The 19,046-nt window shown below is 71.6% G+C and carries 19 protein-coding genes and 7 tRNA genes; 15 read left to right on the top strand and 11 right to left on the bottom strand.

Annotated features, from left to right (window positions below; translation table 11 throughout):
* The first annotated feature begins 150 nt into the window (after window positions 1-150).
* Together QWM81_RS14825 and QWM81_RS14830 are read left to right on the top strand one after the other, a co-directional pair.
* Window positions 151-1,188: a phosphotransferase family protein gene (locus QWM81_RS14825; protein ID WP_290112401.1), complete on the top strand. Its 1,038-nt coding sequence runs from the start codon at window positions 151-153 to the stop codon at window positions 1,186-1,188.
* Between the two features lie 40 nt (window positions 1,189-1,228).
* Window positions 1,229-1,507 (top strand): TFIIB-type zinc ribbon-containing protein, encoded by a 279-nt coding sequence (locus QWM81_RS14830; RefSeq protein ID WP_290112403.1) that lies wholly within the window; start codon window positions 1,229-1,231, stop codon window positions 1,505-1,507.
* Window positions 1,508-1,569: 62 nt separating this feature from the next.
* On the opposite strand, the gene QWM81_RS14835 is transcribed toward QWM81_RS14830, so the two are convergent.
* The 5 genes from QWM81_RS14835 to QWM81_RS14855 all read right to left on the bottom strand — a co-directional run bounded on the left by QWM81_RS14835 (window position 1,570) and on the right by QWM81_RS14855 (window position 2,042).
* Window positions 1,570-1,641 (bottom strand) — tRNA-Val (locus QWM81_RS14835).
* A 41-nt stretch (window positions 1,642-1,682) separates the two neighbouring features.
* Window positions 1,683-1,754: transfer RNA gene (locus QWM81_RS14840), tRNA-Val, on the bottom strand.
* A gap of 33 nt (window positions 1,755-1,787) precedes the next feature.
* Window positions 1,788-1,859, bottom strand: a tRNA-Val gene (locus QWM81_RS14845).
* A 1-nt stretch (window position 1,860) separates the two neighbouring features.
* Window positions 1,861-1,934: transfer RNA gene (locus QWM81_RS14850), tRNA-Cys, on the bottom strand.
* A gap of 35 nt (window positions 1,935-1,969) precedes the next feature.
* Window positions 1,970-2,042: transfer RNA gene (locus tag QWM81_RS14855), tRNA-Gly, on the bottom strand.
* Window positions 2,043-2,288: 246 nt separating this feature from the next.
* Between QWM81_RS14855 and QWM81_RS14860 the strand changes: the two genes are divergently transcribed.
* The 3 genes from QWM81_RS14860 to QWM81_RS14870 are packed head-to-tail and all read left to right on the top strand — an operon-like array spanning window position 2,289 to window position 5,020.
* A complete protein-coding gene (locus tag QWM81_RS14860) occupies window positions 2,289-3,338 on the top strand; it encodes a chorismate-binding protein (RefSeq protein WP_290112404.1) in 1,050 nt (349 codons plus the stop codon).
* Window positions 3,335-4,147: an aminotransferase class IV gene (locus QWM81_RS14865; RefSeq protein WP_290112406.1), complete on the top strand. Its 813-nt coding sequence runs from the start codon at window positions 3,335-3,337 to the stop codon at window positions 4,145-4,147. Before QWM81_RS14860 ends, QWM81_RS14865 begins: the two co-directional genes overlap by 4 nt.
* A 33-nt stretch (window positions 4,148-4,180) precedes the next feature.
* Entirely contained in the window at window positions 4,181-5,020 is an 840-nt protein-coding gene (locus QWM81_RS14870; RefSeq protein ID WP_290112409.1) for a GNAT family N-acetyltransferase, read from the top strand.
* Here the strand turns inward: QWM81_RS14870 and QWM81_RS14875 are convergent.
* Window positions 5,017-5,550: a DsbA family protein gene (locus QWM81_RS14875; protein ID WP_290112411.1), complete on the bottom strand. Its 534-nt coding sequence runs from the start codon at window positions 5,548-5,550 to the stop codon at window positions 5,017-5,019. The two genes, QWM81_RS14870 and QWM81_RS14875, sit on opposite strands and share 4 nt — an antisense overlap.
* 160 nt (window positions 5,551-5,710) lie before the next feature.
* Here QWM81_RS14875 and QWM81_RS14880 point away from each other — a divergent pair, with 160 nt between their 5' ends.
* Window positions 5,711-6,148 carry a hypothetical protein gene (locus QWM81_RS14880; RefSeq protein ID WP_290112414.1) on the top strand — a complete coding sequence of 146 codons (438 nt, stop codon included), beginning with the start codon at window positions 5,711-5,713 and terminating at the stop codon, window positions 6,146-6,148.
* An 87-nt stretch (window positions 6,149-6,235) separates the two neighbouring features.
* Window positions 6,236-6,457 carry a hypothetical protein gene (locus QWM81_RS14885; RefSeq protein WP_353938302.1) on the top strand — a complete coding sequence of 74 codons (222 nt, stop codon included), beginning with the start codon at window positions 6,236-6,238 and terminating at the stop codon, window positions 6,455-6,457.
* 35 nt (window positions 6,458-6,492) lie between these two features.
* Here QWM81_RS14885 and QWM81_RS14890 read toward each other — a convergent pair whose 3' ends face one another.
* Both QWM81_RS14890 and QWM81_RS14895 read right to left on the bottom strand, forming a co-directional pair.
* Window positions 6,493-7,053 carry a CGNR zinc finger domain-containing protein gene (locus tag QWM81_RS14890; protein WP_290112415.1) on the bottom strand — a complete coding sequence of 187 codons (561 nt, stop codon included), beginning with the start codon at window positions 7,051-7,053 and terminating at the stop codon, window positions 6,493-6,495.
* Between the two features lie 264 nt (window positions 7,054-7,317).
* A complete protein-coding gene (locus QWM81_RS14895; RefSeq protein WP_003959770.1) occupies window positions 7,318-7,731 on the bottom strand; it encodes an SsgA family sporulation/cell division regulator in 414 nt (137 codons plus the stop codon).
* Window positions 7,732-7,921: 190 nt separating this feature from the next.
* On the opposite strand from QWM81_RS14895, the gene QWM81_RS14900 reads away from it, so the two are divergent.
* From QWM81_RS14900 to QWM81_RS14915, 4 genes are all read left to right on the top strand, one after another.
* Window positions 7,922-8,386: a TIGR02611 family protein gene (locus QWM81_RS14900; protein ID WP_290112416.1), complete on the top strand. Its 465-nt coding sequence runs from the start codon at window positions 7,922-7,924 to the stop codon at window positions 8,384-8,386.
* Between the two features lie 78 nt (window positions 8,387-8,464).
* Window positions 8,465-8,539 (top strand) — tRNA-Val (locus tag QWM81_RS14905).
* A gap of 144 nt (window positions 8,540-8,683) precedes the next feature.
* Window positions 8,684-9,136, top strand: coding sequence for an SRPBCC family protein (locus QWM81_RS14910; protein WP_290112417.1), 453 nt, complete (start codon window positions 8,684-8,686; stop codon window positions 9,134-9,136).
* Between the two features lie 64 nt (window positions 9,137-9,200).
* A tRNA-Val gene (locus tag QWM81_RS14915) sits at window positions 9,201-9,272 on the top strand.
* Window positions 9,273-9,340: 68 nt separating this feature from the next.
* Here the strand turns inward: QWM81_RS14915 and QWM81_RS14920 are convergent.
* Complete coding sequence (locus tag QWM81_RS14920) at window positions 9,341-10,069, bottom strand: 3'-5' exonuclease (RefSeq protein ID WP_290112418.1); 729 nt, start codon at window positions 10,067-10,069, stop codon at window positions 9,341-9,343.
* Window positions 10,070-10,246: 177 nt separating this feature from the next.
* On the opposite strand from QWM81_RS14920, the gene QWM81_RS14925 reads away from it, so the two are divergent.
* The 4 genes from QWM81_RS14925 (at window position 10,247) to QWM81_RS14940 (ending at window position 14,781) form a co-directional block, all read left to right on the top strand.
* On the top strand, window positions 10,247-10,813 hold the full coding sequence (locus QWM81_RS14925; protein ID WP_290112419.1) for a DUF4365 domain-containing protein: 567 nt from the start codon (window positions 10,247-10,249) through the stop codon (window positions 10,811-10,813).
* Entirely contained in the window at window positions 10,813-12,039 is a 1,227-nt protein-coding gene (locus tag QWM81_RS14930; protein ID WP_290112420.1) for a hypothetical protein, read from the top strand. Before QWM81_RS14925 ends, QWM81_RS14930 begins: the two co-directional genes overlap by 1 nt.
* Before the next feature lie 110 nt (window positions 12,040-12,149).
* A complete protein-coding gene (gene thrS, locus QWM81_RS14935; RefSeq protein WP_290112421.1) occupies window positions 12,150-14,126 on the top strand; it encodes a threonine--tRNA ligase in 1,977 nt (658 codons plus the stop codon).
* A 94-nt stretch (window positions 14,127-14,220) separates the two neighbouring features.
* Window positions 14,221-14,781, top strand: coding sequence for an HIT family protein (locus QWM81_RS14940; RefSeq protein ID WP_290112422.1), 561 nt, complete (start codon window positions 14,221-14,223; stop codon window positions 14,779-14,781).
* 9 nt (window positions 14,782-14,790) lie between these two features.
* Here QWM81_RS14940 and QWM81_RS14945 read toward each other — a convergent pair whose 3' ends face one another.
* Window positions 14,791-16,431, bottom strand: a complete 1,641-nt coding sequence (locus tag QWM81_RS14945; RefSeq protein ID WP_290112469.1) for an AbeC-like domain-containing protein — start codon at window positions 16,429-16,431, stop codon at window positions 14,791-14,793.
* A 179-nt stretch (window positions 16,432-16,610) separates the two neighbouring features.
* Window positions 16,611-18,812: an elongation factor G-like protein EF-G2 gene (locus QWM81_RS14950; protein WP_290112424.1), complete on the bottom strand. Its 2,202-nt coding sequence runs from the start codon at window positions 18,810-18,812 to the stop codon at window positions 16,611-16,613.
* Window positions 18,813-19,046 lie beyond the last annotated feature (234 nt).

The raw sequence follows: 19,046 nt of genomic DNA on the forward strand, positions 1-19,046 counted from the left end.
CCGGGTGAGCGGCCCGGGTCAGGGACATCCGGCCAACAGCCCCGTGGGGACGGGGGTGCGGCGGACGGCAGCGGTGGCCGGCAGCTGGGGAGCTGCCGGCCACCGCTTTGTTCCCCCGAAGCCGGCTGTGCCGGCGCGTAGGGTCGGGGCGTGCAGCAGGAGATCCCCCCACTCGTCCGCGAGCTCGCCGCCGTCGCGCACGTCGCCGCGCACCAGCCCGCCCCGCCGGCACCGGCCACGTCCGCACCGCCCCTGCCCGCGCATCCCCCGGCGGTACCGCCCCCGGCCGCCCCCTGCCGAGCCTGCCGAGGCAGCGCGGCCGCTGCCGTGCTGGCCGACCGGGACGACGGCACCGTCGTGCGTCATGGGGGAGCCGTCGCCAAGGCGCACGCGCCGGGCACCGACATCGCGGCGCACCGCGCCCGGCTGGCCGTCGCCGCTCACCCGCGACTCGCCGGCATCCTCCTGCCGCCCCTGCCGGTCACCGCCCCCGATGTCCACGGCCGCCCCGTCACCGCCTGGCCGTACGGCACGCCCGTCGACCCCGCCGATCCGGACGCCGCTCCCTGGGAGGACGCCGCCGCCCTGCTCGCCCGGCTCCACTCCGTACCGCCCGCCGAGCTCCCCGCCCCGCTGCCGCCCATGCGCGGCCCCGCCAAGGCGGCCCGGGCCGTGGCGCGCATGGGGGCGGCCGGGCCGCACCCCGCCGCCGCGCCGGTACGCGCCGCCTGGCGCCGCCTGCCCGGGTGGGCCCGCGGCGAAGGTCCCCCGCCCGGGCCCGAACGCCTCTGCCACGGCGACCTCCACCTCGGCCAGCTCATCCGCCACCCCGCCGCCACCGGCCCTTGGCTGCTGATCGACGTGGACGATCTCGGCATGGGCGACCCCGCGTGGGACCTGGCCCGGCCCGCCGCCTGGTATGCGGCCGGCCTCCTGCCGCCCCTCGTGTGGAGCCGGTTCCTGGGCGCGTACCGCGCGGCCGGCGGCCCGGCCGTTCCCCCCGAGGGCGACCCCTGGCCCCGGCTGGACGTTCCGGCCCGCGCGCTGACCGTCCAGACGGCCGCCCTCGCCATCGCCAAGAGCACCGTTGAGAGGCGCGACTTGGACGAGGTCGAGCTGAGCGTTGTGGACGCGTGTGCCCGAATCGCCACCCTCCCGCCCGAGTTGGCCCGAGAAGTCTCGTCGTAAGGTGTGGACATCATCCCGACGGCGAGGAGTTGAGCCAAGCATGCAGTGTCCCAAGTGCCATGCGCCCATGCACACCTACAACCGCAACGGCGTCCAGATCGAGCAGTGCAGCGGCTGCCGGGGGATCTTCCTCGACTACGGCGAGCTGGAGGCGCTGACCCGCCTGGAGGCGCAGTGGGTCCAGCAGGCCCCGCCCGCGCCGCCGGCCCCGCAGGCCTACCCGGCCCCGGCCGCTCCCGCCTGGGGCGCGCCGCACCACGGCCACCACGGCCGCCACGGTCACCAGCGCAGCTTCGGCCGGATGCTCTTCTCCTCCTGAGGGAAGGGCCCGACGAACGACGGAGCCCCGGCCGCGTGACGCGGCCGGGGCTCCGGGCTGTGTGGACGATACTGGGATTGAACCAGTGACCTCTTCCGTGTCAGGGAAGCGCTCTCCCGCTGAGCTAATCGTCCTCGGGACCATGATCCGTAATTCGAGGATCATGGACACTGCGTGCGCGATACTGGGATTGAACCAGTGACCTCTTCCGTGTCAGGGAAGCGCTCTCCCGCTGAGCTAATCGCGCGGGGATCCTTGCGGACCGATCCTTGTGGATCAGTGGACGATACTGGGATTGAACCAGTGACCTCTTCCGTGTCAGGGAAGCGCTCTCCCGCTGAGCTAATCGTCCTTGGAGGTGGAGACGGGATTTGAACCCGTGTAGACGGCTTTGCAGGCCGTTGCCTCGCCTCTCGGCCACTCCACCAGGAGTGCAGGGGTTCGGGAAGATCCCCCACGTCGAGCGGACGACGAGATTCGAACTCGCGACCCTCACCTTGGCAAGGTGATGCTCTACCAACTGAGCCACGTCCGCTTGTCGTTTCCGATCCGCTTGCGCGTCCCGGCGACGTGTTGAACTCTAGCGGATTCCCGGTCCAGTACAAAAACGCGTTTGCGCAGCGTGCTGCGCTGACCCCGGCCCGAAGTGCGACAGGCGGCGCACACACGGTATCGGGACAGTGCCAGGGGCGGCGCCGGGAAAGCCACGGGACCGCTCCCGCGGACGGAGCCGGAGACCGGCCGCGTACGCCCCGCCCGGGACCGCCATAGACTCGCATCCGTGCACGACCTCCCTCCTCTGGCCCGTTTCGGTGGCCTCCTGGCCACCGATCTGCGGGATGTCACCAGTGACCCCGAGGCCCTCGACTCCGCCGGCTTCTGGGCCGTCTCCGCGGACTTCGAAGGCCGCCTGACCTGCGCCCGCTTCGGTGACGTCCGTCCCGCGCCGGTACCCGCGCCCGTGCCGGGCGCCTGGCGGGGCCCCGCCGCCGGTGACTGGACGTCGTCACTGGACCGCGCCGCGTACATGGCGGGCGTACGCAGGATCCGGGAGCACATCGCGGCGGGTGAGGTCTACCAGGCGAACCTCTGCCGCGTGCTCAGCGCGCCCCTCCCGGACGAGGCCGCCGACATCGACGACCTGACCGCGCTCCTCGCGCGCGGCAACCCCGCCCCCTATGCCGGAACGATTCGGCTGCCCGCCCACGGGGTCGAGATCGCCACCGCATCGCCCGAGCTGTACCTGCGGCGCGACGGCTCCACCGTGGAGTCCGGCCCGATCAAGGGCACCGGCAGGACCGCGCAGGACCTCCTGGACAAGGACCGCGCCGAGAACGTGATGATCGTGGACCTGGTCCGCAACGACCTGGGACGGGTCTGCGCCACCGGCTCCGTCACGGTCCCGGCGCTCTGCGCGATCGAGCCGCACCCCGGCCTCGTCCACCTCGTCTCCACCGTGCGCGGCGAGCTGTCCGTCAAGGCGGGGTGGAAGGACCTGCTGGAAGCGACCTTCCCGCCCGGCTCGGTCACCGGCGCTCCCAAGTCCAGCGCGCTGGAGATCATCGAGGCGCTGGAGACCGCCCCCCGCGGCCCATACTGCGGCGGCATCGGCTGGGTCGACGCCGACCGCCGCACCGGAGAGCTGGCCGTCGGCATACGCACGTTCTGGATCGACCGCGCGGAGGGCGCCCTCCGTTTCGGCACCGGCGCCGGCATCACCTGGGGCTCCGACCCCGAACGCGAGTGGGCCGAGACCGAACTGAAGGCATCCCGGCTGCTGGCGGTAGCGTCGGGGAGGTACGAGGCGAGCGGAAGGACCATCACGACATGAAGCTGTGGGTCAACGGCGGGCTGTACGACGCGGACGCCGCACGGGTCTCCGTACTGGACCACGGCCTGACCGTGGGCGACGGCGTCTTCGAGACGATCAAGGCCGTGGACGGCCGGCCCTTCGCGCTGGACCCGCACCTGGACCGCCTCACCCGCTCCGCGCGCGGCCTCGGGCTGCCCGACCCGGACCTCGACGAGGTGCGCCGGGCCTGCGCGGCCGTGCTTCAGGCCAACCCCATGCCGCTCGGCCGGCTGCGCATCACGTACACCGGCGGGGTCTCCCCGCTCGGCTCCGACCGCGGCGACACCGGCCCCACCCTCGTCGTCGCCCTCGGCGAGACCACGTACCGCCCCGACACCACCGCCGTGATCACCGTCCCCTGGACGCGCAACGAGCGCGGCGCCCTGACGGGCCTGAAGACCACCTCGTACGCGGAGAACGTCGTCGCCCTCGCCAGGGCACACGAGCGGGGCGCGTCCGAGGCACTGTTCGCCAACACCGTCGGACAGCTCTGCGAAGGCACCGGCTCCAACGTCTTCGTCGTCCTGGACGGCCGGCTCCACACCCCGCCGCTCGCCTCGGGCTGCCTCGCCGGCATCACCCGCGCCCTGACCGTCGAATGGACCGGCGCCCAGGAGACCGACCTGCCGTTCGACGTACTGGAGCGGGCCGACGAGATCTTCCTGACCTCCACCCTCCGCGACGTCCAGGCGGTCCACCGCCTGGACGGGCGCGAGCTGCCCGGCGCGCCCGGACCGGTCACCGCCAAGGCCATGCGGATCTTCGCGGAGCGGGCCGCCCAGATGTGACGCGACGGCCGCACGGTGGGTAGAACATCCCCGATGACCACCACCCTGCGGCCGACCGGGCCGCTCCAGCAGACCGCCGACGGCGCCCGATCGCGCTCCTACGACGTCTGTGTGAACAGCCGCCCCGTGGGCGCCGTCGAACTCGGCACCATGCCCGGACCCGGGCGGGCGGCCGGGGTGATCCGCTCGCTGCGCGTCGACGAGCCGGACCGCCGGCGCGGCCGGGGCACGGTGGCCGCGCTCGCCGCCGAGGAGGTGCTGCGGGGCTGGGGCTGCGACCAGGTCGTGATCTCCGTACCGGCCGGGGCCACGGCCGCGCTGCGCATGGCGAGCGCCCTCGGCTACACCGAACGCAGCCGCAACATGGCCAAGGACCTCACCGGACCGCCCCCCGAGCTGCCCGCCCACGTCGAGGTCCGGCCGATGAGCGAGGCGGAGTACCGCGTGTGGGAGGACCGGTCCACGGAGAGCTTCGCGCGCAGCTGGACCGAGCGCGGCGTAGCGGCGGAGCGGGCCAGGGCGAAGGCGGAGGTGAGCCGCCGCGAGAACCTGCCCGCCGGACTCGCCACCGAAGGCACCGCCTTCCATGTGGCCGTGCGGGAGGGTGTGCCCGTCGCGCACCTGTGGACCGGCCGCCGGGAGCTGGCCCCCGGCGAGGAGGCCGCGTTCGTGTACGACATCGAGGTCGCCGACGACCACCGCGGCAAGGGGTACGGCCGCGCCCTGATGCTGCTCGCCGAGCGGATCGCCCTGGAGGGCGGGGAGCGCCGGATCGGCCTGCACGTCTTCGCGGGCAACACCCCGGCGCTGCGGCTCTATGAGTCGCTCGGCTACCGGACGACCCATGTCCACAGCTACAAGCCGCTGCTCTAGAGCTGACCGCCCGGCTCGGCCAGAAGACGGTCGGCGATCTCCTCGATGCGCTCGCGCAGCCCCTCCTGGCTCTTGCCGCCGTCCAGCCGCTCGCCGCCGATCACATACGTGGGGGTGCCGGTCACCCCGATCGCCTTGCCCTCCGCCTGATCGGCGTCCACGATCAACAGGTGCCGGCCGTCGATCAGGGCCGTGTCGAACTCCTCGGTGTCCAGGCCCAGTTCGTCCGCCACCTCCAGCAGCAGCGGCTCGCCCTTCGAGGCCAGCTCTTCGGTCCTGGCCAGCACCGCCTCCGCGTACGGCCAGCCCTGCCCCTGCGCGAACGCCTCCTCGGCGGCCTGCGCCGCGGCGTAGGCGTGCTGGTGCCTCTCCAGGGGGAAGTGCCGCAGCCGTACCTCCAGCCGGTCCCCGTACCGGGCGCGCAGCGCGCGCAGGTCCTCCAGGGCGGCATGACAGTCGGGGCACTGCAGCTCGCACCAGACGTCGAGGACGACGGGCGTGGCGGTGCGCTCGGTGGTGGCGTCGTTCATGAGGGCAGTCTTTCAGCAGGGACGCGAGCGCCCCAACCGGGACCTGAGGAGGACCCGGTCCCGGAGATCTCCCCGAGGTCGCCCGGGACCATGGCCGCCACGCCGCCGCCCGGTGCAGGATGGAAGGGACGTATCGCCCGCCGCACGCCTGGAGGACCGGATGCTTGCCGAGACGATCTGTTCTGCGGTGTCCGCGGCGGGGCTGGGCATCGCGGCGATCACCGCGTACCGCAAGAGGTTCCTGACGGCCGCCCGTATCGCCGCGTACGCGCTGGTGCCGCTCGGACTGGTGATGACCGGCGCAGTGGAGTGGCTGGCCAGGACGGCTTTCAGCCCCGTGGCGTGGGCCGGTTTCGGTGTCCTCGGCCTGTCCTGGGTGCTGTTCACGACGACCCGGGCCGTCGAACGGCGCCGGGGAGGTACGCGCAAGGACCGCAAGGCGGCCGGGGCCGCACGGGAGCGCGAGGCGACCGCGCCGGGCGCGTCCGCGCCGTCGCTCGGGGCGGGTGAGCGGTCCACGGCGAAGCCGCGCGGCGCCACGGCCGCCAACGACGACTTCAGCGACATCGAGGCCATCCTGAAGAAGCACGGCATCTGACGTAAGTCAAACCGCCATGCGCGGGATGGAGTGAACCGGCGTACCGATCAGGGGGTTTTCACCCTTACGTGGGTGGTGGCCTGCGCCATGATCTCCCGCGAGATGCCGGAAACCTCGCGGGAGCCGTCCCCCGCCACCGAAGCCCCCACCGCGTTCCGCACCGGGATTCCCGCCGAGATGCCTGCGGAGATCCCCGGAGAGCGACGCGGATGCCTTTTCGCGCTCTCCCAGCCGCCGCTGGTGATCTTCCTGGCGGTGATCGGCTGTCTGCTGCTGATGGCCGCCGTACACGATCTCTTCGTGCTGTGAGCCTCGCCGCGGCCGGCGGCGTCCGGCGGCCGGGGTCAGCCGGCCGCCGCCTCCTTGCGGCGTGCCCGGTACGCCGCGACATGGAGGCGATTGCCGCACGTACGGCTGTCGCAGTAGCGGCGCGAGCGGTTGCGTGACAGGTCGACGAAGGCCCGCCCGCAGTCCGGTGCCTCGCAGCGGCGCAGCCGGTCCTGCTCACCGGCCACCACGATGAAGGCCAGCGCCATGCCGCAGTCCGCGGCCAGGTGGTCCGCCACCGACGCGCCCGGCGCGAAGTAGTGCACGTGCCAGTCGTAGCCGTCGTGGTTTGTGAGCTGGGGGGTGGTGCCCGCGGCGGCCACCAGCTGGTTGATCAGCTCGGCCGCGGTCCGCGCCTCGGGCGCCGAGAACACCTCGGAAAATCGTTTTCTTACGTCCCGTACGGCCCTCAGATCCTGCTCGCCGAGCTCGCCGACGCCGCTGATGTCGTGGCTCCGCACGAACGCGTACAGGGCCGCGACGTCCCCGAGCTCGTCGCCCCGCTCGCCTTGGGGCGCGGTGTTCATCAGATCGACGACGGTGTCGAGCGCGATCCGGGTGTCGTGGGGGATCAGCACGATTCGCTCCCTGGCCTGCCGCGGGCGGGCGCCCGCCGGATGGCGCCGACTCTAGCGGCTCGCCCACCGGGTGCCACGGGCCGCCGGGGTCGCGTGGGGGACAGGGCGCACGGCCGCCGGGAACGCGCGGCGGCGCCGTCACCGCGGTGGTTTCCGCGGTGACGGCGCCGGTGTCGTCGTATCAGGCCGCGAACGGCCGTACGAGGTCTCCGCGCGGCGCCGTCGCCCCGAGTCGGACGGCGCCGTGCGGCTCTCGGGCCTGGCTCAGCTTTCGGCCAGGATGTGCGAGAGCTCCGTGTCGAGATCGAAGTGACGATGCTCGGTGCCCGGCGGCACCGCGGCGTCGGTCCGCTTCAGGAACGACTCCAGGGCGCGTGCCGGGGCCTCGAGCAGGGCTTCCCCCTCCGGGGAGCTCAGCGCGATGCAGACGACGCCCTGGCCGTGGCTGCGGGACGGCCAGACTCTGACGTCGCCGGTGCCTGTGGGCCGGTGAAGCCCCTCGGCGAGAAGGTCGCGGGCGAACACCCACTCGACCGTCTCTTCGGCTCCGGTGTGGAAGGTGGCGTGCACGGCATACGGATCGGCCGTGTCATACCGCAGGCCCGCCGGTACAGGCAGTGAGGACTCGCTCGATACAACGAGGCGCAGGTGCAGCTCGCAGCTGACCGTGGTGTTCATAAGCGCCAGGGCCTTTCGCTCAGTGTGCGCTCGGGGATTCGCACGTCGGCGAAATCGACATGCCACCTACGGTGCCGTTGTAAACCCCTCTGTCTGTTTTGTGGCCCTTGAGGTACCTCGTATGGCGGTGTGCAACCGGCCCTTATGCGTCCATTCCGGTGCTCGGCCGAAGTCGGGTAGGTTAGGCCCTATGAATGCGGAGAGTGACGAGCGGGGGAAGGTCACCCCACAGGTGACCACAGCACCCGCGAGGGGGGACGTGACGGAAGAGGTGGGCGCGGAGCCGGCGCTCGGCTCCCGGGCGCCCGAGTTCATCAAGGCGCGCCGGACGCTGCATCTCAGTTGGCAGGTCGGCGTGTTCCTCGTCGGCCTGGCCGTGGTGGCCGCCGGCGCGGCCATGCTCGTGCTGCCCGGCCCCGGCTGGTTGGTGATCTTCGGCGGTATGGCGATCTGGGCGACCGAATTCGTCTGGGCGCAGCTCGTCCTGCGCTGGACGAAGCGGAAAGTGACCGAGGCGGCGCAGAAGGCCATCGACCCGAAGGTGCGGCGGCGCAACATCATCCTCACCACGGTGGGCCTGGTGATCATCGCGGTGCTGGTCGGCGTCTATCTCTGGAAGTACGGATTCGCCATGCCCTGGAACACCGGCCGATGACCTCCCGGCGGCCCGCACCGAGCCGCCCTCGGTGGTCGGGGGCACCCGCTGACATGCGGTAATGTTTGCGGTGCGCCCGGGCGATTAGCTCAGTGGGAGAGCGCTTCGTTCACACCGAAGAGGTCACTGGTTCGAACCCAGTATCGCCCACCACCCGGACCGGAGGCCCTGGAGACCGGATCAGTCTCCAGGGCCTCCGGCGTTCCGTCCGTGTCCCGCTTCCGTGTCCCGCTTCCGTGTCCCGGTCCACAGTCGACCGCGCGGCGTGAGCATGCCACATCGATGCAGACTGGGACCATGAACTGGTCCCACTTCCGTTTCCGCAGCGTCTGGGACGTGCCCGCCCCGCCGGACACCGTCTACGCGATCTTGGAGCGGCCCGAGGAGTACCCGAGCTGGTGGCCGCAGGTGCGCGAGGTGGCCCGGCTCGACGAGCGCACCGGCACCGCCCGATTCCGGTCCTTCCTCCCGTACGACCTCGTCGTCACCCTCACCGAACGGCGCCGGGACCCCGTGGCCCGCGTGCTGGAGTCCTGCCTCGCGGGTGACATGGAGGGGTGGGCCCGCTGGACCGTCACCGCGCACGGCGCGGGCCGCGCCCGCGCCGTCTACGAGCAGGAGGTCGACGTCCGGCGGCCCCTGCTGCGGCTCCTCGCCCTGCCCGGCAGGCCGGCCTTCCGCGCCAACCACACGCTGATGATGCGCGCCGGGCGCCGTGGGCTGGCCGCCCACGTCGGCCGTGCGGCGTGAACGAATCGGTGGGAAACCGGTTTGAACGAGAGCCGCCCGGACCTGTATGGTTCAGTGCGTTCCCGGGCGATTAGCTCAGTGGGAGAGCGCTTCGTTCACACCGAAGAGGTCACTGGTTCGAACCCAGTATCGCCCACCGGGAAAGGCCGGTCCGTCACCGTACGGACCGGCTTTTCGGCATCCAAGGAGCCTCCCCGGGCGGACTCACGCGGCCGCCGCCGGCAGCTCCGGCCGCAGCGGCCAGGCCGGATCGACCGCCTCCTGAGAGCCGTTGCGCGCGAACCACGCCTGGAGGCCCCGCGCTTGCGCCGCGTGCCACACGGCCTGCAAGGTGTGCAGCTCCGCCGGCGTCAGCCGCTCCAGACGGGACGCGTACCGGCGCCCCACCGCCCGTACGACCTCCAGCGCCGCCGTCGCGTCCGCGGCCGCGTCATGCGCGCCCTCCAGCGCCACGTCGTACTGCGCGCACAGATCCGTCAGCGTACGGCGGCCCTTGCGGTACCGGTCCAAGTGCTTGTCCAGCACCCGTGGGTCCAGGACGCACAGCGGTACGTTCTGCAGGTACCGGGACAGTGACGACGCGCGGTGGCGGCGCAACTCCCGGTCCAGGAGCGTCAGATCGAACGGCGCGTTCATCACCACCAGTGGTCTGCCCGCCGCGCACTGCTCGGCGAGCAGCCTCGCTATCTCCTCCATCACGGGTGAGGGCCAGCGCCCGTTGCGCTGGAGGTGATGATCCGTCAGCCCGTGTACCTCGGTGGCCCCGGGCGGCACCGGCACCCCCGGGTTCACCAGCCAGCGGGTGGCGCGGACCCGTCCGCCCGCCGCGTCCTGGACGACGACGGCGGCCGAGACGATCCGGTCCTCCTCGACGTCGACTCCGGTCGTTTCCGTGTCGAATGCGGCCAGGGGCCCTTCGTACCAGAGCGTCATTCCCCGAACTCCTCGCACATGCCTGGCAGATGGCGTGATCCCCTGCCCGAATCGGTGATACCCGGGCTGTTTGCGCCGTACGCAACACGGCGACAACACAGGGGAGGAGCTCAGCAACTGACGCTCCGTCGCCGGTCGGCAGCCAGCCGACCGCCAGTCCGGAAGGCACGAAGAGCCATGGCGCTCGCGCAGCCCGAACACGGGGGGCTGCTGCCCCAGCAGGCCACACCGCTGCGGGGCGCACTCGCCACCACCGCCTGCATGGAGACCCTCCAAGTGGGCTACCTGCACGCGGTCGCCGCCGCCGCAGGGTGCTCACTGTCCCAGCCCTTTCCCGACAACGGCATCGACTGGCACGTCAGCCACAGCGCCCCCGGGCACACCGTGGACGACGAAGTCACCATCAAGGTGCAGCTCAAATGCACCTACCAGCTCGCACCGCACCCTCCGGGACCCGCGTTCTCCTTCACCCTCGACAACGACCACCTGGTGAAGCTGGCCCGCACCCCCGTCTCGGTGCACAAGATCCTCGTCGTGATGATCGTGCCCAGGACCCGGGAGGAGTGGCTGCGCGCCGGCCACGACCGCCTCGACCTGCGGCACTGCTGCTACTGGACCAACCTCGCGGGCCACCCGGTCACCGGCAGGCGCCGCACCACCGTGCGCATCCCTACTCATCGGATATTCGACGACCGGGCGCTCTGCGAGATCATGACCCGGGTCGGGGCGGGAGGAAGACCCTGATGCACCGGCCGATCGACGAGCCCATGCGGCCCCACCCCACGCCCCCCGCACCCCCTGCGCCCCTGGCGCACAACACCCCGCTCGACCTCGCCCAGGTCGACCCCCTGGTTCTCGGCGCCCTGCTGGGCCGGCACGGCTGGCGCCGCCGAGGCGGCGCCCCCGGCCGCTACAGTCGCTGGACCCCGCCCGAGCCCGGTGCCGGGGCCACCAGCCTCCTCGTCCCCGAGAGCCGTGCCTTCCCCGACTGCGAAGACCTCCTCGGCGAGGCCCTCACCGCTCTCGCCCGCTGTGCCGCGCCCTCCGCGCGCGAGGTCCTCGTCGGCCTGAGCGTGCCGAGCGACGAGGTCCGCTGGTGGCGCGACGTCCCCCACAGCCCCTCCGGCACCCTCTCCTGGGCCGCGCAGGAACAACTGCGGTCCGCCGCCCGGCAGGTGCTGCTGGCCGGCGCGCTCGCGGTGCGCGGCCGCGCCGGCTACCACGGCGCCCGGCGCCGGCGGCAGGCCCAGGCGCTGCTGGACGAGGTGCTCGTCGGGACCGCGCACGGCGGGCGCGGGCTGACCGCGTTCGTGCCCGTCGAGCCCGGCCGGGCGGTCACGGCACGCCTCTACCGCGCGCTGTACGCCGCCCGGGAGGCCGTCGACTACCAGCGGGCGACCGGCAGGTGGGAGGCGTTCGACTCGGCGGTCGAGGCGGGCGTGAGCCGTGAGCTGACCGAGGCGCTCATCTCCCTCGTACGGGGTGCCGAGGGCACCCGGATCGCCCTGGAATGGGCGCCCGCCGCCGGCGTACCGCAGGGGTGCGCGGCGCGGCCGGAGCCCGTGGACTTCTCGCCCGGTGACCTGCCCGCGCTGCGGGAGGCGGGCGCGCGCTACCTCCAGGACGAGCCGTCCGTGCCGGTGCGCATCACCGGGACGGTGGTGCGGATGCGCAGGTCGGGGCCGGGCGGGGCGGGCACGGTACGGCTGCGGGTGCTGGCCGGAGCGGAGGTGCCGCACGTACGGGTGGCGCTGGACGAGGAGGCGTACCGCACGGCCGGGCACGCGCATCTGGCCGGGCTGCCCATCCAGGTGGCGGGGCGGCTGGAGAGCCGGGGCGGCTTCCGGCGGCTGACGGACGCCTCCGGCGTCGTACCGGTGCAGGTGGACGAGGCGGAGCGGGACCGGCTGATGAAGTCCCTCCATGAGAACCCCGGACTCTTCGGGGAGGCGTGCGGGCCCGGCGAGTGACGACGGGGGGCGCGGCAAACCGTTTCGCGGCCGGGCTGGGCGGCTCGGTACGATGCGGTAATGCGCGCGCGATGCGAATGCGGCGCTTCCCCTTCAGTCAGGAGAGACCGGTGTCAGACGTCCGTGTGATCATCCAACGCGATTCCGAGCGGGAAGAGCGCGTGGTGACGACGGGCACTACGGCCGCCGACCTCTTCGCCGGTGAGCGCACCGTCGTCGCCGCCCGGGTCGCGGGCGAGCTGAAGGACCTCGCGTACGAGATCGAGGACGGCGAGACCGTCGAGCCGGTCGAGATCTCCTCCGAGGACGGCCTGAACATCCTGCGCCACTCCACCGCGCACGTCATGGCGCAGGCCGTGCAGGAGCTGTTCCCCGAGGCCAAGCTGGGCATCGGCCCGCCGGTCAAGGACGGCTTCTACTACGACTTCGACGTCGAGCGGCCCTTCACCCCCGAGGACCTGAAGGCCATCGAGAAGAAGATGCAGGAGATCCAGAAGCGCGGCCAGCGCTTCTCCCGCCGGGTGGTGAGCGACGAGGCCGCCCGCGAGGAGCTGGCGGACGAGCCGTACAAGCTGGAGCTCATCGGCATCAAGGGCTCCGCGTCCACCGACGACGGCGCGAACGTCGAGGTGGGTGGCGGCGAGCTGACCATCTACGACAACCTGGACGCCAAGACCGGCGAGCTGTGCTGGAAGGACCTCTGCCGGGGCCCGCACCTGCCCACCACCCGCAACATCCCGGCGTTCAAGCTGATGCGCAACGCCGCCGCGTACTGGCGTGGCAGCGAGAAGAACCCGATGCTCCAGCGCATCTACGGCACCGCGTGGCCGTCCAAGGACGAGCTGAAGGCCCACCTGGACTTCCTCGCCGAGGCCGAGAAGCGCGACCACCGCAAGCTCGGCAACGAACTGGACCTGTTCTCCATCCCCGACGAGATCGGCTCCGGCCTCGCGGTCTTCCACCCCAAGGGCGGCATCATCCGCCGCACCATGGAGGACTACTCCCGCAAGCGGCACGAGGAGGAGGGCTACGAGTTCGTCTACTCGCCGCACGCCACCAAGGGCAAGCTGTTCGAGAAGTCGGGCCACCTGGACTGGTACGCCGAGGGCATGTACCCGCCCATGCAGCTCGACGAGGGCGTGGACTACTACCTCAAGCCCATGAACTGCCCGATGCACAACCTGATCTTCGACGCGCGGGGCCGGTCCTACCGTGAGCTGCCGCTGCGCCTGTTCGAGTTCGGGACGGTGTACCGGTACGAGAAGTCCGGCGTCGTGCACGGCCTGACCCGCGCCCGTGGCTTCACCCAGGACGACGCGCACATCTACTGCACCAAGGAGCAGATGGCGGAGGAGCTCGACCGGACGCTCACCTTCGTCCTGGACCTGCTGCGTGACTACGGTCTGACCGACTTCTACCTGGAGCTGTCCACCAAGGACCCGGAGAAGTACGTCGGCTCCGACGAGGTCTGGGAGGAGGCCACCGAGACCCTGCGGCAGGTGGCCGAGAAGCAGGGTCTGCCCCTGACCCCCGACCCGGGCGGCGCGGCCTTCTACGGCCCGAAGATCTCCGTCCAGTGCAAGGACGCCATCGGCCGCACCTGGCAGATGTCGACCGTCCAGCTCGACTTCAACCTCCCCGAGCGCTTCGACCTGGAGTACACGGCCGCCGATGGCACCAAGCAGCGGCCCGTCATGATCCACCGCGCGCTGTTCGGTTCCATCGAGCGGTTCTTCGCGGTGCTGCTGGAGCACTACGCGGGCGCCATGCCGCCGTGGCTGGCCCCGGTCCAGGCGGTCGGCATCCCGATCGGCGATGCGCACGTCGAGTACCTCCAGGACTTCGCCGCCCAGGCGAAGAAGAAGGGCCTGCGGGTGGAGGTGGACGCGTCCTCGGACCGGATGCAGAAGAAGATCCGCAACGCGCAGAAGCAGAAGGTGCCGTTCATGGTCATCGTCGGTGACGACGACATGAACGCCGGCACGGTCTCCTTCCGCTACCGCGACGGTTCCCAGGAGAACGGCATCCCGCGCGAGGAGGCGCTCGCGAAGCTCGCCGACGTGGTGGAGCGCCGCGTACAGGTGTGATCCGCAGCGGTGATCCGCGGACGTGATCCGCTGCCGAGGGGCGGTCCCTTTCCGGGGCCGCCCCTCGGCGCTTCCGGCGTCACCGTCAGCGAATATGCTGGCCCGCATGACGACTGAGCCGGAGCAGCAGATCGGAGTCGGGACGCCTGACGCGTTCCAGCGCCTGTGGACGCCCCACCGGATGGCGTACATCCAAGGCGAGAACAAGCCGACCGGCCCCGGGGCCGACGACGGCTGCCCGTTCTGCACCATCCCGGCCAAGTCCGACGAGGACGGCTTGGTCGTCGCCCGTGGCCAGAAGGTCTACGCCGTGCTCAACCTCTACCCGTACAACGGCGGGCACCTCATGGTCGTCCCGTTCCGGCACGTCGCCGACTACACCGAGCTGGACGAGGCCGAGACCGCCGAGCTGGCCGTGCTCACCAAGCAGGCCATGACCGCGCTGCGCACCGCCAGCGGGGCGCACGGGTTCAACATCGGGATGAACCAGGGCGCCAGCGCGGGCGCCGGTATCGCCGCCCACCTGCACCAGCACGTGGTGCCCCGGTGGGGCGGCGACACCAACTTCATGCCCGTCGTCGGTCACACCAAGGTGCTGCCGCAGCTCCTCGCCGACACCCGCGCGATGCTGGCCGACGCCTGGCCTTCGCGCTGACGGCGACGATCACGCGTCGTACGAGTCAGCCTTCCTCGGCGCCGGGTCCTGGACCAGGCCGCTGAGCACCATCGAGCGGTTGGCGAAGCGCTCGGTGTCCACGCCGTGGTCCTCCAGCACCTTGATCGTCGCGGTGTGCACCGCCCGCATCACGGGGGTCGCCGCGCGGATCGCGTCGTCGGCCATGAAGCGGTGGCGCCAGGGCTGGTCCGCCCAGGCGTGCCGCAGCCCGAACGGTTCCGGCAGCACCAGCTTGCCGCCGAGGTAGTCCAGGACCGGCGGGAACCAGGTGAGCGGGGCGCGGACGGCGAGGCGGACGACCTCGTCGGTGTCCACCAGCGGCAGCGGGATCTCCTTGGTCTCCCAGAACCGGACGGCCTTGGAGACCGCCTTGGTCTTGGGCGCCGGCTTGGTGGTGAACAGCGGGTGGACCGGGCCGAGTGCGTGCCCGGTGACCTCGATGCGCAGCGTGTGCAGCAGGGCCGTGACCGTGATCATCATGGTGAGCACCAGCTGGCCGTCCCACAGGACGAACTGGACGCCGAGGTAGTGGCGGTTGCCCTTGCCGAACTGGTTCTCGTTGCAGATGCGCTGTATCTCGTGCGGCTTGACCTGGTACGTGACGATGTTCTCGCCCTCCGGCCGGGCGACCTCCTTGGCGCCCTCGCCGACGGGAACCACGATCCAGTGGTTCACGGACGGGGTGGGGAAACCGGTCTTGAGGGTGCCGCGTTCCAGGAGTTTGAGCTGGTCGTGGATGGGACGGATGACGTCCCAGGTGCGGAAGGCGTGGATCTCCCTGCCGTCCTTGGGGATGAGCTCCTCGGCGAGCTGCCAGCTGCCCCAGCGGGTTCCCATGCCGAGTATGCCCTTGGGCCCGGCGTAGAACAGGACGTTGGAACGCTGCTCGGCGGTCAGCTTCTCCAGGGACTGGCGCAGCTCCTCGGCGGCCGTCTCATTGGGGTCCTGGGGCACGGCCTCGGGGATCTTGGGGCCCACGCCCCCGCCGCTGAGCAGCCCGTCCCAGCAGGCACGCAAATCCTTGGCGGTCGCTTCGCAGATCCGCTTGGCGAGGAACCAGCCCAGGACCGGCGCGACGATCATGGCCCGTAGATAGACCGCCAGGAAGCCGGTGAAGGGCAGCCGGACCATGAAGATCACGGCCAGGATCCCCACGCCGAACAGCAGCGCGGTGCCCATGGCCCCGGCGCGTTTGTCGGCGGCGCCCGCCAGGCTGCGGCGGAGGTAGATCACGGTCAGCCACAGCAGCAGTCCGGGCAGGAAGGCCACACCGAAGGCGAGGGTGACCAGGGTCAGAAGTTTGTCCCGCTGCTTGCGGATGCGCGTGGCCGCCAGGCAGTGCTCGACGATGGGCTGAGGCTCGGTGCCGAAGGACTGGATGAGTGGTTTGCGGGCGCCGCCGAGCATGCGCACCTGGACGGCGCGCGAGAACGCCTCACCCAGGTTGGGCCGGAACAGTTTGGAGAACTTCCCTGCCGTGACGGTCGATTCGTGCCACTCGTTGTTGGCTTTGAGGATCTCCTCGACCGGGCTGTCGCGGTACGCGGCGGAGGCCAGCGCGTGCGTCGCCACGGTCTGACCGGCCGAGCCCTGGAGGGGGACCTGCGCCCCGGGGCCGAAACTGTCCATTGTCACTGCCGCCCCCATCGCCACATGTGTCCGCACTGCGGTCTGTTCCCAACCCCTGTGCCCCGCACACCTGCTGAGCTGGGCACCACAGCCTACCGAGGTCGTCGGCGCCGCGTCGGCCCAGTGCGCGATGCCGCCCGCCGCGACGTCAGTCGGGCGGGCGGCACGCTCAATCGCCGTCAGTTTCCGCCGCGTTCGCGGATCTTCTCGGCGACGTGCGGGGGCATCGGCTCGTGGCGGGCGTAGCGGCGGTCGAACCGGCCCGTGCCGTGGGAGATGGAGCGCAGGTCGACGGCGTACCGTCCGATCTCCAGCTCGGGCACGTCCGCGCGTACCAGCGTCCGTCCCGGGCCCGCCTGGTCGGTGCCGACGACCCGGCCCCGCCGGCCGGACAGGTCGCTCATCACCGGGCCGACGTACTCGTCCGGTACCAGGACCTGGACCTCGGCCACCGGCTCCAGCAGGTTGATCCGGGCGTCGGCCGCCGCCTCGCGCAGCGCCAGGGCGCCGGCCGTCTGGAAGGCGGCGTCGGAGGAGTCCACCGAGTGCGCCTTGCCGTCGACCAGCGTGACGCGGACGTCGACCAGCGGGTAGCCGGCCGCGACGCCCTTCGCGGCCTGGGCGCGCACCCCCTTCTCGACGGACGGGATGAACTGGCGCGGCACGGCCCCGCCGACGACCTTGTCGACGAACTCGATACCGGAGCCGGGCGGCAGCGGTTCGACCTCGATCTCGCAGATGGCGTACTGGCCGTGCCCGCCGGACTGCTTCACATGCCGTCCGCGCCCGGCGGCCTTGTCGGCGAAGGTCTCGCGCAGCGACACCTTGTGCGGTACGACGTCGACCTGGACGCCGTAGCGGTTGCGCAGCCGCTCCAGCGCGACGTCCATGTGCGCCTCGCCCAGGCACCACAGGACGACCTGGTGGGTGTCCTGGTTCTGTTCCAGCCGCATGGTCGGATCCTCGGCGACGAGCCGGGCCAGCCCCTGGGAGAGCTTGTCCTCGTCCGCCTTGCTGTGCGCCTGGATGGCGAGCGGCAGGAGCGGGTCGGGCATGGTCCAGGGCTCCATGAGGAGCGGGTTGTCCTTGGCGGAGAGGGTGTCGCCGGTCTCCGCGCGGGAAAGCTTGGCGACGCACGCGATGTCCCCGGCGATGCAGCGGTTCAGCTGCCGCTGCTGCTTGCCGAAGGGCGCCGAGAGCGCACCGATCCGCTCGTCGACGTCGTGGTCCTCATGGCCCCGGTCGGCCAGGCCGTGTCCCGAGACGTGGACGGTCTCGTCGGGGCGCAGCGTGCCGGAGAAGACCCGTACCAGGGAGATCCTGCCGACGTACGGGTCGGACGACGTCTTGACGACCTCGGCGACCAGCGGGCCGTCCGGGTCGCAGCTGATCTTCGGACGGGGGTCGCCCTCGGGGGTGGTGACGGCGGGTGCCTCACGCTCCAGCGGGGTGGGGAAACCGCGGGTGATCAGCTCCAGCAGCTCCACCGTGCCCATGCCCTGCTTCGCCCCGGGGGCGGCGGGGGCGGCGGCGAGCACGGGATGGAAGGTGCCGCGTGCGACGGCCTTCTCCAGGTCGTCGATGAGCGTCTTGAGGTCGATCTCGTCGCCGCCGAGATAGCGGTCCATGAGGGATTCGTCCTCGCTCTCGGCGATGATCCCCTCGATGAGGCGGCTGCGGGCCTCCTCGATGAGCGGCACCTGCGCGTCGTCCGGCGGATTCTCCTTCCGTTCACCGGAGGAGTAGTCGAAGATCTTCTGCGTGAGCAGTCCGACGAGACCGGTGGCGGGCGCGTGCCCGTCCGGCGTCTGCGGGCCCAGTACGGGCACGTAGAGCGGAAGGATGGCGTCGGGGTCGTCACCGCCGAAGATCCGCGCGAGGACCCGGGTCAGCTCGTCGAAGTCCACGCGGGCGGTGTCGAGGTGGGTGATGACGATGGCGCGGGGCATGCCGACCGCCGCGCACTCCTCCCACACCATGCGGCACGACCCGGCGATGGCGTCGGCCTCCTGCGCGGCCGAGACGACGAAGAGGGCCGCGTCCGCGGCGCGCAGACCGGCCCTCAGCTCCCCGACGAAGTCGGCGTACCCGGGGGTGTCCAGCAGGTTGATCTTGTATCCGCCCCACTCCAGGGGGACGAGGGAGAGCTGTACGGAGCGCTGCTGGCGGTGTTCGATCTCGTCGTAGTCGGAGACCGTCCCGCCTTCCTCGACCCGCCCGGCCCGGTTGACCGCTCCGGCGGTCAGGGCGAGGGCCTCGACCAGAGTCGTCTTGCCGGATCCGCTGTGGCCGACCAGCACCACGTTCCGTATCGAAGCGGGCTGGTCGGCCGTTACTGCCCTGCCGGCGGCTCCGGGGTGTGCGTTCGCCTTGTCGCCCATGATTCTTCCTCCTGATCGCGAGTGCACGGGGTGCACGGTGGAGGTGGGGGCGCGGGCGCGGGGGAGCGCCTGGGGCAGCTCCGGCGGTGCCCGCGGTGGTCTTTCGAGCTTTCCACCAAGGCCAGGTTGCGTCCATACGTCCGACACCGCGACGGGAGCACGGGTGCCCCGGGGTGGCGGGCCGTGACGCCTGGCTACGATGGGCCAGCCGGTGGCCGTCGGGGCCGCGCGGCA

This window comes from Streptomyces ficellus (assembly GCF_030406405.1).
Lineage (GTDB): Bacteria > Actinomycetota > Actinomycetes > Streptomycetales > Streptomycetaceae > Streptomyces > Streptomyces ficellus_B.